Here is a 17,434-nt window from a genome sequence, read left to right as displayed (position 1 = left end):
CAAATACATAATGTTTTTGTGCCGCATCATTTCATTATGCGGAAGATTACTTCTTAAGATTCTCGATAATCAATTGTGCCAATTCAACACCGATACGTTCTTGCGCTTCATTTGTTGCGGCACCAATATGTGGTGTCAAAGAAATTTTTGGATGTTTCAAAATCTCCAATCTCGGAGTAGGCTCATTGTCAAAGACATCTAATCCCGCAAAAGCTACCTTACCAGAATCCAAGGCTTCAATTAAAGCAAGTTCATCAATTACACCACCACGGGCAGCATTAACTAAACCAACTTGATCTTTCAACAATGCAAATTCAGCTTTACCTATTGCTGGCTTATCTAAGAAAGGAACATGTAAAGTAATAAAATCAGAAGTTTTCAATAAATCTTCCATTGATACTTGATCTACTGGCAATTCCACTTCAAATCCTTGAGTCAGGGATAAAGTTAACGTTTTAGGCCCATCAGCTAGATCATAATACACAATATCCATCCCAAGACCTAATCCAATCTTCGCTGTCTCACGTCCAATACGTCCAAAACCAACCACACCCAATGTTTTCCCTCTCAGTTCAGTTCCGCCTGCATACGCTTTTTTCAAAGCACCAAACTTACTCTCCCCAGATAAAGGCATTTGACGGTTTGAATCATAAAGGAAACGTACTCCATTTAATAAATGAGCAAATACCAATTCTGCAACTGATAAGGAAGAAGCAGCTGGTGTATTCAACACCGCTATTCCTTTGGAGCGTGCGTAGTCGACATCAATATTATCCATGCCGACGCCACCACGTCCGATCACTTTTAGGTTTGGACAAACATCAATTAAGGCCTGTCTAACTTTCGTTGCACTACGTACCGTAATGGCATCGTAAGCTTGTAATTTTTCCGCTAATTCTTCCTGCGGAATATGATTTGTATCTACTTCAAATCCGGCATCCTCCAAAAGTTGTTTTCCAGCTGGATCGATACCATCATTTGCTAATATTCTCATGATATAATTTCGATTTTATTTTTTCAATTCTTCAAACTCTTTCATTGCATCTACCATAGCATTGATGCTTGTTATCGACAATGCATTATAGATTGATGCTCTAAAACCACCAACTGAACGATGACCTTTAATACCGATCAGTTCACGTTCTTTAGCTAAAGCCAAGAACTCAGCCTCTAATTCTGCAGAATCCATGACAAAAGTAACATTCATACGAGAACGATCTTCTATGGCAGCAGTTCCTTTGAAGAATGGGTTACGATCAATTTCATCATACAACGTACGTGCCTTAATAATATTCTCTTGTTCAATAACCGCTACACCACCTTTTGCTTTCAACCAGCGTAGGTTAAGAAGAGATACAAAGATGGAGAAAACAGGCGGCGTATTGTACATTGAATCTGCCGAAATATGTGCAGTGTAATCCAAAATAGATGGAATAACACGTCCCGTTTTACCTAAAATCTCATCTTTAACGATTACTAAAGTAGCGCCTGCAGGACCCATATTTTTTTGTGCTCCCGCATAGATAAGATCAAAATCACTCACATTAATCTCACGGCTCAAAATATCCGAAGACATATCAACGACAATTGGAGCACTTGATGCTGGAACATCAAATACTTCAGTTCCGTAAATTGTATTATTTGACGTATAATGAAAATAAGCTGCATCAGCAGGAACAGTATATTGCTTTGGAATATAGGTGTAATTTTTATCGCTCGATGATGCAACTACCTCTACATTTCCAATCTTCTTTGCTTCTTTAATTGCTTTTGAAGCCCATACACCCGTATCCAAGTAAGCTGCTTTACCATTTTCAGGCAACAAGTTTAACGCTACCATTGCAAATTGTAAACTTGCACCTCCCTGTAGGAACAAAATAGAATATCCTTGCGGCACATTTAACAATTCGCGAACCAATTTAGTTGCTTCATCCAAAACTGCTTCGAATTCTTTGGATCGATGCGAAATTTCTAAGATGGATAAACCAGTATTATTAAAATCAATTACAGCTTGTGAAGCTTCTTGAAAAACTTCCTTTGGCAGAATGCAAGGACCTGCTCCAAAATTATGTTTCATCGATATATAGTTTGTTTTTTTTATACTTTTCTACGGTTCGACTAAGCAATCGTTTGCTTTCCGAAGATCAAAGGTACAAGTTTTCTTACTTAAATTTCAACAAAAAATCAATATTAATGAAATTTAGAAAAAAGTAACACCGAAATGATAAAAAGATAACATAAAATACTTGAAAAAACATTAAAAATGATATTATGTCTAACCTATAATAAGATCACTTTCCACGCTTGCTCAACCTCTCCTCTTTTTAATAACATCTGTGCATAAAGCTGTAAATGTATCAAACGACTATTTTCATCACCAATAAATGCATTAAGGAGATCAAAAATCTCTGGTTCGTCACGGATAGTATCAATCTCAATATCATCTGGTAATTGTTCAACACGAAGTAACTGCTGTAATTCTTCCTCTGTAAATACAGAAGAAACTTTAACAAACGGTGGTAAATCTGAAAATTGCATATAAAAAAAGCTGACCTTTAAATAAAATTCAAAGGTCAGCTTTATCTAGCATATTCAAAATAGCTATTATAACTTTTCGATCATACGATCCGCAAATTCACTTGTTTTCACGAGCGTGGCATCTTCCATTAAATTATAAAAATCAACTGTTACAGTTTTGGCTTTAATTGTTTCGCTCAATGCTTTAACTATAGCATCCGCCACTTCTTGCCATCCCATATATTCGAACATCATCACACCACTTAAAATTACCGAAGAAGGATTCATTGTATCGGTATTTGCAAACCGGGGTGCGGTTCCATGCGTCGCCTCAAAGACAGCATGCCCAGTATTATAATTGATATTTGCCCCAGGAGCAATACCAATACCCCCAACAATAGCAGCAAGGGCATCTGAAATATAATCGCCATTCAAATTCAATGTAGCAATAACAGAATAATCACGCGGATTTAGTAAAATCTGTTGCAGAAAATTATCTGCAATGACATCTTTGATCAAAAGCTTACCAGCAGCCAGGGCTTCCTGTTGCTCAGCATTAGCTGCAGCATCCCCTTTCTCCGCTTTAGTCCGTTCCCATTGACCCCAGGTATATGTTTCCTTAGCAAATTCTGTCTCGGCTAATTCATAACCCCAATTTTTAAAAGCCCCCTCTGTAAACTTCATAATATTGCCTTTATGAACCAAAGTCACAGAAGGTAATTTATGCGCTAAAGCATGTTCAATTGCTGCACGTACAAGCCGTTTAGAACCTCTTTCCGAAACCAATTTAATTCCCACCCCCGTATCATTCGAAAAATTATAATCGACATGAAGTTGAGTACGAAGAAAATCTTGAATTTTAGTAGCATCTAATGTACCTGACGCAAATTCAATACCGGCATAAATATCTTCCGTATTTTCACGAAAAATAACCATATTAACATATTCCGGATGCTTAACTGGTGATGGAACACCCTCATACCACTTTGTAGGACGTTGGCAAACAAACAAATCTAATTCCTTACGCAAGGCCACATTGAGAGAACGGATACCACTCCCTATCGGCGTTGTCAACGGTCCTTTAATACCAACTAGATATTCTTTCAGTACATCAAGTGTCTCTTCCGGCAACCATGCTCCAGTTTCATCAAATGCCTTCTCTCCAGCCAGTACCTCTTTCCATTCAATTTTCCTTTTACCACCATACGCAACTTCTACCGCACGATCAAAAACCCGAACCGAAGCACGCCAAATGTCAGGGCCTATACCGTCGCCAATAATAAATGGAATGATAGGCTGATCAGGCACCTGTAGCGGTCCATCCAGAGACTTTGTTATTTTACTTGCCATACTTCAGTTTATTTATCTTTATTAAACATGTTTCCAATTTCCTTACTAATCTTTCTGAAGATCGGAGCCGCTTGCACATCTTCATATTCATCAATATGTTGATTGTCTACCCGGCTCGGAAATACAAGGACCACATTTTCATTCTGATGAATACGTTCCAATTTCTTTGCCAAACCATCTAAAGAATCACGGTAAGATACCTCACCATAACGCGATGAAACATAAAATAAAAATGCATTATCCTCTCTAAATGACTTTAACCCCTGCATATGATCCCAATCATCATAGATCTTATAATTGACAGGAACTGAATTTTTAATTTCTTCCAGAAATATTTTAGTGGCCTCTTCAGTACGTTTATCACATACAAAAGTGACCGAAATTGTAAGCTCCTGTCCTAATTTAAGCACTTTCTCTACCCAATATTCAAATCCAAATTCGGATTGGGCCAAAGGTGGTGCGAATACAATAATTTTATTATGTGTAATAAAAGGCTTCTTAAATTGACACATCATAACATTTGCAGAAGTACGGTTTAAAATACTTTCAGACTTCTCACCAACAATTTTATCGACAAAATTACTTGCACTTGGCCATCCTAATAGAATACAGTCAGCCATCACCTCTTTTGCACTACGGCTAATTCCACTAGGAATATTATAATCAATCGTAGTAGCAATACTTACTTCGGTTTCACTACCAGAGGCATATTTTACAATATTATCCAAATTTTTACGCGCTATGGCCATATTCTTTTCCGCTTGCTCATTATCCTTAACAACGGAAACAATACTTATTGGATAATGCGATTTTTTGCTTCGCATCAATGTAGCAAAATCCAAAAGCGGTTTCATGTTTTCCATATTTGCTAATGGTATCAGAATATGTTCATCATGTTCCTTCACAATATTGATATGGCTTTCGTCCTGATCTCCATCCATTACTATTTTTTTCGATGCCCCTTCTGTCACAATAGTTGCAACAATACAGGTTACCAAAATCAATAAGATTGTACCATTCAACACATTTTCATCGATAATCTCATTTTTATACCCGACCATGATCACAGCAAGAGTTGCTGCGGCGTGTGAACTACTCAAACCAAAAATAACATTTCGCTGTCCTGAGCTATACTTAAAAACCAATTGGGTCATCCATGCGGCTCCCCATTTACCCAAGATGGCAACAACTGTTAGTGTTGCCGCAACAATTAAAGCCTCCGGTCCGCGTAGCAGCACACTGACATCCACGATCATACCTACGCTTATTAGGAAAAACGGAATAAAGATCGCGTTTCCAATAAACTCAATACGATTCATCAGGGCGGACGAATGCGGAATTAACTTATTCAACGCTAATCCTGCAACGAAAGCTCCAATAATTGGTTCAAGCCCCGCGATTTCAGACAAGAATGCGGCAAAGAAAACAATTGATAAAATAAAAATATAATGTGAAGTTTTTTCACTTTCAATACGTTCGAAAAACCATTTCGCAATGCGAGGAATCACACCAAACATGATAAAAAGGAAAATTGCGAAAGATACACCTAAAGTAACCCAAAATTCCTGTCCGATATTCCCTTGCGAAGCTCCGGTGATTACTGCCAAAATAATCAGAACAGCAGTGTCCGTTAATATAGTTCCACCTATAGTAATAGCTACAGCTTCATTTTTCGAAATACCGTAACTATTTACAATTGGATAAGAAACCAATGTATGAGTAGCAAACATACTGGAAATCAAAATGCTGGCTAAAATACCATAATCCAAAAGATAAAAACAGACCGGGAAACCGATAGCAATAGGAATAATAAACGTGAAAAAACCGAACCATAAACTCTTATGCTTAGTTTTTTTAAACTCATTCATATCCAGTTCCAGACCAGCTATAAACATAATATAAAGCAAACCTATCGTAGAGAAAAGGTCCACTGCAGAGTTTTTCTCCAACCAGTTCAGTCCATGCGGGCCAATGACAACACCAGAAATAATCAAACCTATAATGCCCGGAACTTTAATTGAACGTAATAAAATGGGCGATAATAAAATGATAAATAAGACGAGCGCGAAAATGAGTACTGGACTTTTTAAAGGTGCTTCGAAAGCATGCGATAAGTGATCTAATACGTTTCTATTCATAAATATATAAGCTAAATCTAGTATACATTTGAGTAAGATTTCTGGCAGAAATCCCCTTATCAAACTTCTAAAAGTAAAATATTTATTTCGGAACTACAATTAAAGCACTTATTTATTTGAAAGAAATCGCGCGAATTGGGCTGATTTTAGTGATCAATAGAGAAGGGATAAACAAAGCTAACATTCCAATAATTAGTAGCGAAACATTGATTAAAATGATATCCGTCCAAAACAACTTGACAGCTACATAAGAGATGTAATAGGTTTGCTCATCTAATTTGAAAAAATGAGTATAATCTTGAAAGAAATATAAACCCAATCCTATAAAATTACCCAACAATAAACCTAAACCAATTAAATAGAGCGCATTATACATAAAAACACGACGAACTCCATTATTATGAAAACCAAGTGCTTTTAAAATACCGATCATAGAGGTACGCTCTAAAATAGTAATCAGCAAAGCCGAGACCATATTGATGATAGCAACTAAAGTCACTAATATAAAAATAATAGTAGTATTCATGTCCAGAAGATCTAGCCATTGAAAGATATCTGGCACCTGTTCACGGATGCTTATAGCATGCATATCCATTGGGACCAGATCATCAAGCTCATCAGTTGTTTGTTGTAGCTTTGAAAAATCTTGAATACGAACCTCATACCCCCCCACAGCTGTACTATCTAAATTATTAAGTTTACGAATTAAATCTAAAGACCCTATTACATAAACCTTATCCAATTCTTCAGAACCTGAGTTATAAATTCCTTTAATCTCAAATTTTCGCTTACGAATAGGCTGTTGAACGAAATACATAATAAAATCATCACCAACCTTTAGCATCAACCTATTGGCAAGATACTTAGATATCAAAATTTGTTCTCCAGGTCCATCTTTTTGTTTTAGATTTAATGTATCACCCTCGACCAATATCTTTTTTAAATAATTTTGATCATAGCTGATATCAACACCCTTTAATAAAACTCCCTCCACCTCATCGTTAACATTGATAATCCCAGGTTTTGTAGCAAAAGAATTTACACTAACTACATTTGGATGATTTTTAACCGAATCCCACTGTATAGAATCTAAAGCAATGGGTGAGTTTTCATAGGAATTGTTCAGATCGTATCGCAAGACCATGATATCACCAAAAAAACCACGCTGTTTAGCTGTAATTTCCGATTTGAATCCTCGCAATACACCAACAGAGAGAATAATTGCAGCAATTGCCAGAGCTATTGCTCCTATAGTAATGCGCACAATCAATTTGGAAAAAGTTCTTTTTCCTAAAAAAGTGATTCTCTTGGCTAAAAAGTATGGAAAATTCAAGCTTTTAAATTATTTATGTAACTTCGCAAAGTTAAAAAAAAATGTGAAGCAGCCTATTTTATTCCTGTTGTTTCCATCATCTCAGTATTAAAACAACAAAACATAGTCTATTATGCGCATCATATTCATGGGAACCCCGGACTTTGCCGTCGCTTCATTAGATGCACTTGTGCAATCTGGTGAAAATATTGTAGCTGTCATAACAGCACCTGACAAACCAGCAGGTCGAGGACAAAAACTTCATCAATCTGCAGTCAAAGTATATGCTGAGGCTCATAATATACCCGTATTACAACCTGTCAAATTAAAGGATGCTGATTTTCTAGAAGAATTGCGATCTTACCAAGCAGATTTACAAGTAGTCGTAGCATTCCGAATGCTACCAGAAGCTGTCTGGAAAATGCCTCCTTACGGCACGATCAATGTCCATGCATCGTTATTACCTCAGTATCGTGGCGCGGCACCAATTAACCATGCCATCATCAACGGGGAAGAAGTTACTGGAGTATCCACATTTTTATTGCAACATGAAATTGATACAGGAAGTATTTTACTATCTAAAGAAGTTACAATTGCACCAGATGACAATGCCGGAATTTTGCATGATAAACTGATGCATACAGGAGCTGAAATACTGCTCAAAACTATAGCAGGTTTAAAAAACAATACACTTACACCAAAAGCACAGAGCAACTTATTAGCGGAAAGTGAATTAAAACATGCACCTAAAATATTTAAAGAAAACTGCCAAATTGACTGGAAAAAGGATGTAGACAGCATTTATAACTTGATTCGTGGCCTAAGCCCCTATCCAGCAGCCTTTACCAGCCTAGATAATAAAGTATTAAAACTATATGCAGTATCCAAAGAATATGCAACCCCAGATATTGCACAGGGAGATTATAAAACGGATGGAAAAACTTATCTTAAATTTGCAGGCAATAACGGCTATATCAGCGTAAAGCAATTACAGATTGAAGGTAAGAAAAAAATGGAAATCATTGACTTCTTAAGAGGGTACCGCTTTTAGTCGCTTTGCTCCTCCTCTTTTGTTACCTCAGCCGTATCCGTGACATACTCCATGATATCTGCTGGCTGGCAGTGCAATGCATGACAGATAGAAGCCAAAGTATCCAAACGCAATGCTTTGGCTTTTTGATTTTTAATAATCGAAAGGTTTGACAGTGTGATGCCTACCCTAGCACTAAGCTCATTCAATGACATTTTGCGATCGCGCATTACTTTGTCTAAATGTATAATAATTGGCATAATCAAAATTATATGTTTATTGAAAAACATGTATTTCATAAAAAAGTTTTGGTCATCGAAAATTTAATTTCTTGTAGAATCAAATGTATCATTTTTTTTTAGAAATTTAGTTTTTCAATACTATTCTTAGTCGCAATTCCGTTACACAAGCAAAGCGCATTCATTACCAAATGATTACATATTTATTTAGAAGTTCAAACACTATTATGACCGAATTCAGTCATTTTGGAATAATTTTTGTTGCGTTATAAAGTAAATAAAATTCCTCATAATCAACAAGATATAATCACATATCAACAACAAATATTAAAATAATTCGTTTTTATTTTGTATTTTTGCAAACATTTCAGAGAAGAAAGGTATTAATATAATTAATGAGACAGCTCAAAATTACACAATCGATTACCAATCGTGAGTCACAGTCGTTAGACAAGTACTTACACGAAATTGGTAAAGTAGACTTAATTACAGCAGAAGAAGAAGTTGAATTAGCACAACGTATTCGCGAAGGTGACCAAGTTGCCTTGGAGAAATTGACTAAAACCAACTTGCGTTTCGTCGTATCTGTAGCAAAACAATATCAGAATCAAGGATTAACCTTAGGTGATTTAATCAACGAAGGTAACTTGGGCTTAATAAAAGCAGCTAAACGTTTTGACGAAACAAAAGGTTTTAAATTTATCTCGTATGCGGTATGGTGGATTCGTCAATCAATCCTTCAAGCTATTGCAGAGCAATCTCGTATTGTGCGTTTACCTTTGAACCAGGTCGGTTCATTAAGTAAAATTAGTAAAGCATTCTCTAAATTAGAACAAGAGTATGAACGCGAGCCTTCACCAGAAGAATTAGCAGACATCCTTGAAACAACAGTCGATAAAGTTTCGGATACATTAAGTAACTCTGGAAGACATGTCTCTATGGACGCACCATTCGTGCAAGGGGAAGAAAATACCCTATTAGACGTATTAGAGAATCATGATCCAGATACAGATAGTTCCCTTATCGATGAATCTTTATCTGAGGAAATCAGACGTTCACTGTCAACGCTGACAGAGCGTGAAAGAGAAATAATTGTATTATTTTTCGGACTTGGATCAAACCACCAGTTATCCTTAGAAGAAATCGGTGAAAAATTCAATCTTACCCGCGAACGTGTCCGCCAGATCAAAGACAAAGCTTTACAACGCTTACGTCATACATCTCGTAGCAAGATCTTAAAATCTTATTTAGGTTAATAGTATTAACAGTATTTCTTAGATGCGCAGCCAAAAACTGCGCATTTTTTGTTCTATTAGATTAACACAGTCATTGCTACTCACTGTAAACGTACTGAACACCATTATTTAATTATACCATATTTACTTATTTCTTTGACCAGGTGCAAATGGTTTCGCAGATTTTGCTCCAACAGCTTTCTTGGCTTGTCCGGGAGGTACTTTACCGCTATTTCCAGCGGTTCTTGTCGTGTAACAAGAAGTCAAAAATACCATACAAATAAGGGGCAATACTAAACAAATCTTTCTCATAATAATTATGTTTAATTATAAAAGACTAATAACGTGCCAAATATATTTTTGCAGACATCCCAGCCCATAGAACACGATATAGTAATTTAAAAAATTATCCGATTAAAGATAATTCTCCCAACTTTTTAAATTGATAGATATGATCAAATTCATATTTCATTATTTTAATTTTTATAATTTATAAATTCTTTAAGAAATAGATAGCATATATAACTGAAATCGGGGATTTTAAAATTATAAATTCGCACGATCTTTATAGAAAATAAAACAGACAATTTTAACAGTAAAAAACGAATATGCAACAAGTGCTCATCCTTTTTATATTATCTCTATTTTCATTCAGTTGTTCAAGGGAAACTTCCGCATCGGATATGATAATCATTAAAAAAGATTGGTCTGTGCTAGATCTTGAATTTGAGAAATCCACAATTGAAGATTTTATTTTATTTGCATCGTCAAAAAACATAGAATTTGAAAGAGATTCTTTATTCTCTTATAGTCAATACGATAGTATAGAATTTTCTAAAGATGACGATTATGAACAGAAAATTTGTTTTACAAATGAACAGCTTGGTTTAAAATTTATTTTCTCTCAACAAAATGAAGATGAGGATAATCAGAACGCTAATCATACTTTCGAAAAATATGAAATTTCAAATTTTTCAAAAGTTAAATTTGCAAATGGCCTATTACCAAAATTTCCTTCAAAGGAACGTGATCGAATTTTCGTCAAAGATTCTTTATTAAACAGCATAGATTTGTATGAGGCCTACAGCAAGAATAATTACATTACTGCTGGAGTACAAAAAATAAATGACTCTATTTCTGAATTAAAAATAATCATTGGATCACAAAAAATAAATTAAACAAATAAAAACAAAGCAGAATCAAACCTACTTTGGTTCTTGAAAACTATTCATAAAGTTGCTATTTTCTTTATTTATAATTTCATCATCAAGAGCAGTAATTGAATGTATTGGAAAAGAAATAAAAACAATCGTCCCAACATCACTGATGTTTTCAAAATAAATTTTACCTCCTACCCGTTGGAGAAGATCCTTACATAATGAAACCCCAAGTCCTGCCCCTGTACCATTAACAGCTTTTCTATGATCCCAACTGTTTCTATTATTAAGCTTTTCAACAGTCGATTCTGGCATATTTATTCCTTCATTTTCTATATATAACAAGAATTCATTTCCTTTGATCTCCGAAACCCCTAAAGTAATTTTACCGGCATATTTACAAAACTTGACGGCATTACTAACAATGTTCCTAACGACAAAAGAAAATATATCCCTGCTCATATACAAATAAACATCTTTAGGAAGACTCTCTTCTAAAGAAATATTATTTGACATTAAATCTTTTTGAAATAACAACAAGACATGCTGAATCTGTTGAGAAATATTAAACGTTTCCTTGTTTTCTAAGTTATCACGGAGCTGAGATTCTGCCCATAAAAGCACCTCATCCAACATATTTTGTGAATGAGAGATCTCTGATCCTAATTGCAGTAAAACTTGTTCCATATCAAGTTTTGACATAAGCGATAAGTCAACGGTATTCAACAACATATTCATTGAAACAAAAGGAGTTCTTAAATCGTGTGAAGCAATTGACAATACCTTGATCTTAAAAAGTTCGGAAGCCTTCAATTCTTCATTATACTTTTTAATTTGATCAGCCTGCTCTTCAAGTGCTATATTAGTGCCTAAAAGTTTGACTTTTTCCCGCTTTAAAATGCGATTTTTCCGAATCAATTCATAGAGTAAAAATCCGATAATAATTTTACTCACAATAATCCCGGTTATCAGAATTGTAATAATTGTTTGACTTTCCATAATTTCTCACACCCTAATATCTTTCATGATCAAGTAATTGATCAATAAAAATACCATTACATTAAGCACTTTTACAAAAGATAGATGTTTTGTGGTATTTTAAAAAAAACCTAAAAATACCTAACAAGTAAATATAAGTATTTTTGAGTTCCAAGTATGTTTCAATATCTGTAACAATTTCTTAAATAGCATGAATTCAATAAAAAATACGAAAGGTCTTCTGTATTTTTACAGAAGACCTTTGAGATGGTACATGAATAAATTCGAGTTCTCGACAGTAATTACTTTTTTTAAGTACTATAATGAATATTTATTTTTACTATCGCCAAGCATATGATAAGACTTCATATTATTCTAGAGTAGGATTAAAAGTTCCACCCCAATCTTTATTCTGTGATATTTTAGGATTTTTATCAATCACAGATTGAGCTAATGGAAAAAAGTAATAAGTATCGGGTACAAGATTTACTTTATTTCCCGTATTTGGAACTTGTAAAACACTGTATTTAAACTGATTTTCCTTAAGCTGATAAGTTTTGGCAAGATTTGCGGCCTCATCCAAATCCATTTCAGCTCCATTACTAAGAATAGCAATAGCCTCTACACCATATTTGGTCGTATTATTAAGTATATTCAATTTTCGAGTTCTTCTCAGATCCCAGAAACGGTGTCCTTCAAAACAAAACTCAATATTCCGTTCTGCCAAAATTGCATCTCTCATCTGAGTACGGTCAATAGCGGTAATACCGTAATTTCCGTCACTTCCTGCTTCAATACCTGCACGCATCCTGATCTGTTTTAGAATGGTTAATGCGGTATTAAAATCCCCGGTTTCGTTTGCAGTTTCAGCATAGTTGATCATAACCTCCGCAAATCTCATCAGTACAAAATCCACATCATATTGAGTTTCTACTTCTGTTTGCTTCAGCGATAACTTTGAATTTTTAAGTATAAAAAATCCACTATATCGATTCAGATTTTCTGATGGTGTTTTAGCCTTAGGATTAATACCAAAGTTATCCAGATCTGCGGCTATACCCACAGAGGTATATTGACGTTTCCCTGATTTCCCAGAAACTTCGTAAATCTTGCCATTCCATACAATAGATTTGTCGAACCGAGGATCTCTATTTTCCCAATAAGATTGTAAAAACTGCTCATTCGTTTTAAAATACTTTCCTGTCGGATCTGAGAAAGTTTTACCATCTTTCATGGGAAATGACTTGACAAAATCCCATGTTGGAACTGCACCTGCTGCGCCTCTACTTTCAGAACCCGGGCGCACTCCATTATCCCAACTCGCCACTTTATTCGGATACGAATTGATTACAGCAAAAACAACTTCAGATCCCTTCTCCTGCAAAGCAATGTTAGCATAGTCTGGAGTCAAATTATATCCATCAGCCTTTAACTTATCATAGGCAGCTTTATTTGCAGCATGCGCTTCTGCCCAATACACATTATTATAAGGGTTAGTTGGATTAAATTGAGGGGAAGCCTTGTACAATAAAACTTTAGCTTTAAAAGATAGAGCAAAATTCCCATCGATTCTACCATAATCTCCTGAACTTTTGGCAATCATAGGCGGCAATAAGGCAATTGCCTGATCTAGATCTTTTATCATTAAATCAAAACATTCCTTCGTTGTGTTACGAGGTGTTTCTAAATCATCTTTCTCCAAATCCTGCGGTACAGTAATATAGGGTACACCACCATGATATCGAACCATATTAAAATACATATATGCTCTCATAAATAAAGCTTGCCCAAGAATAGCATTTTTTACATCTGCATTTAATGCTGCACTTTCGGTTACTTTTTGAATTGCAGTATTAATTCTACGGATAGTGGTATAATCCCAAGATTTATAAGCGGCATTGTTAACTGTGATAGCATCCAAAGGAAAAGATATGCCCATTAACTGCTCTGAATTGGCATCCGCTGAAGCATTCCAATTTCCAAACATGGGATAAAGATTCGTTATATAGGCATTCACAAGATTCGGATCGTTCCATACCTTGCTTTCGTCAAGTGAATTAAGATCTTCAATATCTAACACATTTTTACAAGACGCTACTGTAACTAAAAGTGCTATTAGGGTATAAAATATCGTTTTCATAGTTTTTTCAATTAAAATTTAACATCCAAACCCAAGGTAAATGTTTTCATAACAGGATAGGAATCATACATTTTCTGTTCCGGGTCGTGAAACTCGGTCATAGGAGAAAGCACAAATAGGTTTGTTCCATTAAAGAATACATTCACACTGTTTATTTTCATCGACTTTGTAATTGACTGCGGTAAACTATAGGATATATTTAAATCTCTTAGGCGCAAATATGCACCATTACGAATCCAAAAACTCGAAGCACCTGTTCCCGACTCCTGCCAGTTGGAACCCACTACTCTCGGATAATCTGCCTGTGGATTATCTGCTGTCCAAACATCGCCTGCCCAGATAGGATAATACGGTCGAAAAGTACCGCCATGCTGACGAATTCCTCCACCTTCCAAATTACTTATAACACGATCATATGCCAGTACTCCCTGCAATAAAGCTGAAACAGAAAAACCTTTCCAGTTTGCATTTAGCCCAAAACCGTAATTGATGCGTGGTGTATTATTTTCGGAAAGCAACGTCAGATCATTATCATCGATCTTACCATCTGGGCTTTCAGAATAATTAGCTCCACGAATATCTTTGTACAAAATCATACCTAAGTATGGATCACGACCATATGTTTTAAACCCACTGCTCTTCAGTGCATCTAATTGCTCCTGTGTTCTAACAAGATCCACAGCTTCAAAGCCGATGATTCGATTTTCAGGTCTTCCAATTCGAGATTCGAAATTGCGCGTTCCCCCAACAGCAAATGCAGGCTCTTCATCATAGACATCCCAACGATCTTTTGCATACCCCATATTAGCTGTGATTCCATAACCTACTTCACCCACACGATCATTCCAATTAATAGATACCTCTCCACCTTTATAACTTCGAGCAGCATAGTTTTCCGGAGCCAATGACCGTCCATAATTATCAGGAATTTTCAAAGTACGCCGTCCTAAAATATCTGTTTCCTTACGATTAAACACATCTATTGAGCCACTTAGTTTATTATTTACAAAACCAAAATCCAAACCGATATTAACACTTTTGGATGTCGTCCAAGTCAGGTTCTGTGTAGGTGTATCACCATAGGCAATACCATTATAATAACGATCACCAAACATGTAGCCACCCGCAGGCCTATATTTTTCCTGATACAAAAATTGTCCGATCCTTTGCGCATTAACATCAAGATCATTCCCTGTTGTTCCATATGAAGCTCTTAACTTTAGATCACTCACCGTATTTTTGATATCTAAGAAAAACTGTTCTTCCGACACACGCCAAGCAGCTGACATGGATGGAAAAAATCCCCACCGTTTATCACCGGGGAATAAGGGCGAACCATCATATCTAAATGAAAATTCAGCGATATATTTATCTGCATAGTTATAATTTGCACGTCCGATAAATCCCCTTCTAGAATTAATTGTTTCATACGCATCTGTAGCTCTAAAATTACGATCCGTCGGGTAAATAAACATTTGATCAATACTAACAATTGGATTTTCAGCACGGGATGTTACATAGGTTCCACCAGCTTTAAATTGTTCATAGACCAACAACGCATCAATGGCATGTTTATTAAATTTACGGTTATAATTCAAAAACCAGTTGACCTGATATTCCCACTCCCGTTGAGGAGAATAATCCATAAAAGGCTGTGCTTGACTAAAAGTAAAAATATTCACTTTGTCTTCTGAAGGTGGTGCAGGTATAAACCTATTTCCATCCGGATTCAGAGAAGTAAATGTGTAGTTCTTTTGGAAGGTCATAAATCTTTTACGCATATAATCTTCTGCGAGATAGCTACCTACAACTTTTGTAGACAAGCCCTCTATGAGTTTATCCAACTTATAATTCAACGTCATGATTGGGTTTACCTGACGAACTTTACGATCGATATATCGATTCCCAACTACTTGGTCAATCACATTCCAAGCTTGCCAGCTCCCCATGGGTGTCTGAACAGGATATGCTGTTGGAGAATTACTTGGAGATCCATCTGCATTTAAATAAAACGGATACATTTTAGGCCAATTGAATGTTACGCGATAAAAATCTGACACATCAAAATCATCATCATTAGCGGAAGTACTAAATGGCCAATAAAAACGCTTGGAATTGATTTGATTGGCCGAGATATTAACATCAATCGTAAAATCATCCGTAATCTTGGCACTGACATTACTCCTTAAATTGAATTTTTCATGATCCAATGATTTGTAAGATCCATTTTCTTTACGATAACTGACTAAATTATAATAAGTAATTCGGTCTCCACCACCCGACACTGAGATCGATTGTCGGTGACTAAAAGGGTTTCTCCAGATATTATCATTAACACTGTAGTCCTTATCCTTAAAATAATCAAACTCAGCCTGTCCATTGGGTGCTACCCATGGTTCTGTTTTAGAGCCATTTTCCCACAGAAATTGGGATACCCGATTTTGATAAGTCAGTTCATCAGCCGCAGTCGTAATATCTGCTAAAAGCGTTTGAGTAGGAGCACCAAAACTATAATTACTTTGCACATTAAATACAGGCTCCTGAGCTGATCCCTTTTTAGTTGTGACAACCACAACACCGTTACCTGCTCTTGTCCCGTAGACCGCAGCTGTTGCAGCATCTTTCAAAAAACTCATCTGATCCACTTCATTGGCTTCCAAAGCATCAAATGCCGCTTTATCCCGTACAATTCCGTCAATCACATACAAAGGTTCTGCAAAACTACCACGAATGCGTAGGCTTGAGGAAGCTCCCGCCATACCCGAAGTATTCGTAACATTTATACCTGCGGCACGTCCAGCTAAGGCATTAGAAAGGTTAGAAGGCGAAATATTCTTTAATTGTTCAGCATTGACCGAAGCCACTGAACCTGTAATATTTGCTTTTTTCTGCTTTCCATAACCAACTACTACAACCTCTTCTAAACTTTCCTGTTCTTGCTCTAGCGCAACTGTAATAGCAACTTTATCTTTTGAATCAATATTATAGTTACTAAGTACTTTGGTCTTGAAACCTACAAAACTGATTTTAATTTCGTATCCCTGCCCCTCTGGAATACGGTCAAACGAAAAAGTTCCTTCTGCATTCGTCGTATTCATCTGTTTATACTTCGTAGACAGATTTTCAATACTTACAGTAGCGCCACTGATGGGATTATTACTTCCATCCCTGACAACTCCACTTACAGAAGCTGTTGACTGGCCGTACCCTACATGAAATCCCATACTCAGTAATCCCAACATTCCGAGTCGAAGGGGCCAGTTAGTACGTGGACTTTTAAATCGAAGTAGCAGCACAGTTTGAAACTGATGCTTTTTAGATAAAAAGTTGTTCATAAT

14 protein-coding genes are annotated in these 17,434 nt (G+C 36.0%); 3 read left to right on the top strand and 11 right to left on the bottom strand.

Features of this window, described 5'->3' with window-relative positions; genetic code table 11:
* Positions 1–46 precede the first annotated feature (46 nt).
* From WH188_RS03145 to WH188_RS03120, 6 genes are all read right to left on the bottom strand, one after another.
* Positions 47–994, bottom strand: a complete 948-nt coding sequence (locus WH188_RS03145; protein ID WP_021189495.1) for a D-2-hydroxyacid dehydrogenase — start codon at positions 992–994, stop codon at positions 47–49.
* Positions 995–1,009: 15 nt separating this feature from the next.
* Positions 1,010–2,077, bottom strand: coding sequence for a 3-phosphoserine/phosphohydroxythreonine transaminase (gene serC, locus WH188_RS03140; RefSeq protein ID WP_339423249.1), 1,068 nt, complete (start codon positions 2,075–2,077; stop codon positions 1,010–1,012).
* Between the two features lie 203 nt (positions 2,078–2,280).
* Entirely contained in the window at positions 2,281–2,538 is a 258-nt protein-coding gene (locus tag WH188_RS03135; protein ID WP_021189494.1) for a hypothetical protein, read from the bottom strand.
* 66 nt (positions 2,539–2,604) lie between these two features.
* A complete protein-coding gene (gene icd, locus WH188_RS03130; RefSeq protein ID WP_339423248.1) occupies positions 2,605–3,867 on the bottom strand; it encodes an NADP-dependent isocitrate dehydrogenase in 1,263 nt (420 codons plus the stop codon).
* Positions 3,868–3,875: 8 nt separating this feature from the next.
* Positions 3,876–6,005: a cation:proton antiporter gene (locus WH188_RS03125; RefSeq protein ID WP_132771092.1), complete on the bottom strand. Its 2,130-nt coding sequence runs from the start codon at positions 6,003–6,005 to the stop codon at positions 3,876–3,878.
* Between the two features lie 112 nt (positions 6,006–6,117).
* Positions 6,118–7,338 carry an ABC transporter permease gene (locus WH188_RS03120; protein ID WP_132845460.1) on the bottom strand — a complete coding sequence of 407 codons (1,221 nt, stop codon included), beginning with the start codon at positions 7,336–7,338 and terminating at the stop codon, positions 6,118–6,120.
* Between the two features lie 112 nt (positions 7,339–7,450).
* Between WH188_RS03120 and fmt the strand changes: the two genes are divergently transcribed.
* Positions 7,451–8,368 carry a methionyl-tRNA formyltransferase gene (fmt, locus tag WH188_RS03115; RefSeq protein ID WP_315398067.1) on the top strand — a complete coding sequence of 306 codons (918 nt, stop codon included), beginning with the start codon at positions 7,451–7,453 and terminating at the stop codon, positions 8,366–8,368.
* On the opposite strand, the gene WH188_RS03110 is transcribed toward fmt, so the two are convergent.
* The gene (locus tag WH188_RS03110; protein ID WP_339423524.1) at positions 8,365–8,607 is read right to left on the bottom strand and encodes a helix-turn-helix domain-containing protein; all 243 of its coding nucleotides are present in this window, start codon (positions 8,605–8,607) and stop codon (positions 8,365–8,367) included. The two genes, fmt and WH188_RS03110, sit on opposite strands and share 4 nt — an antisense overlap.
* A gap of 374 nt (positions 8,608–8,981) precedes the next feature.
* Here WH188_RS03110 and WH188_RS03105 point away from each other — a divergent pair, with 374 nt between their 5' ends.
* Positions 8,982–9,842 (top strand): sigma-70 family RNA polymerase sigma factor, encoded by an 861-nt coding sequence (locus WH188_RS03105; protein WP_021189489.1) that lies wholly within the window; start codon positions 8,982–8,984, stop codon positions 9,840–9,842.
* Between the two features lie 123 nt (positions 9,843–9,965).
* Here WH188_RS03105 and WH188_RS03100 read toward each other — a convergent pair whose 3' ends face one another.
* Positions 9,966–10,133: a hypothetical protein gene (locus WH188_RS03100; protein WP_156169556.1), complete on the bottom strand. Its 168-nt coding sequence runs from the start codon at positions 10,131–10,133 to the stop codon at positions 9,966–9,968.
* A gap of 296 nt (positions 10,134–10,429) precedes the next feature.
* Between WH188_RS03100 and WH188_RS03095 the strand changes: the two genes are divergently transcribed.
* Entirely contained in the window at positions 10,430–10,999 is a 570-nt protein-coding gene (locus tag WH188_RS03095; protein ID WP_339423247.1) for a hypothetical protein, read from the top strand.
* 27 nt (positions 11,000–11,026) lie between these two features.
* On the opposite strand, the gene WH188_RS03090 is transcribed toward WH188_RS03095, so the two are convergent.
* The 3 genes from WH188_RS03090 to WH188_RS03080 all read right to left on the bottom strand — a co-directional run bounded on the left by WH188_RS03090 (position 11,027) and on the right by WH188_RS03080 (position 17,431).
* Positions 11,027–11,977, bottom strand: a complete 951-nt coding sequence (locus WH188_RS03090; RefSeq protein WP_339423246.1) for a sensor histidine kinase — start codon at positions 11,975–11,977, stop codon at positions 11,027–11,029.
* 349 nt (positions 11,978–12,326) lie between these two features.
* Positions 12,327–14,096, bottom strand: coding sequence for a RagB/SusD family nutrient uptake outer membrane protein (locus tag WH188_RS03085; protein WP_132771088.1), 1,770 nt, complete (start codon positions 14,094–14,096; stop codon positions 12,327–12,329).
* Between the two features lie 11 nt (positions 14,097–14,107).
* Positions 14,108–17,431, bottom strand: coding sequence for a SusC/RagA family TonB-linked outer membrane protein (locus tag WH188_RS03080; RefSeq protein ID WP_339423245.1), 3,324 nt, complete (start codon positions 17,429–17,431; stop codon positions 14,108–14,110).
* Positions 17,432–17,434: the final 3 nt, after the last annotated feature.

The organism is Sphingobacterium sp. MYb388 (genome assembly GCF_037479535.1).
GTDB classification, from domain to species: Bacteria; Bacteroidota; Bacteroidia; order Sphingobacteriales; family Sphingobacteriaceae; genus Sphingobacterium; species Sphingobacterium anhuiense.
This window is presented reverse-complemented; position numbering and strand designations above follow the sequence as displayed.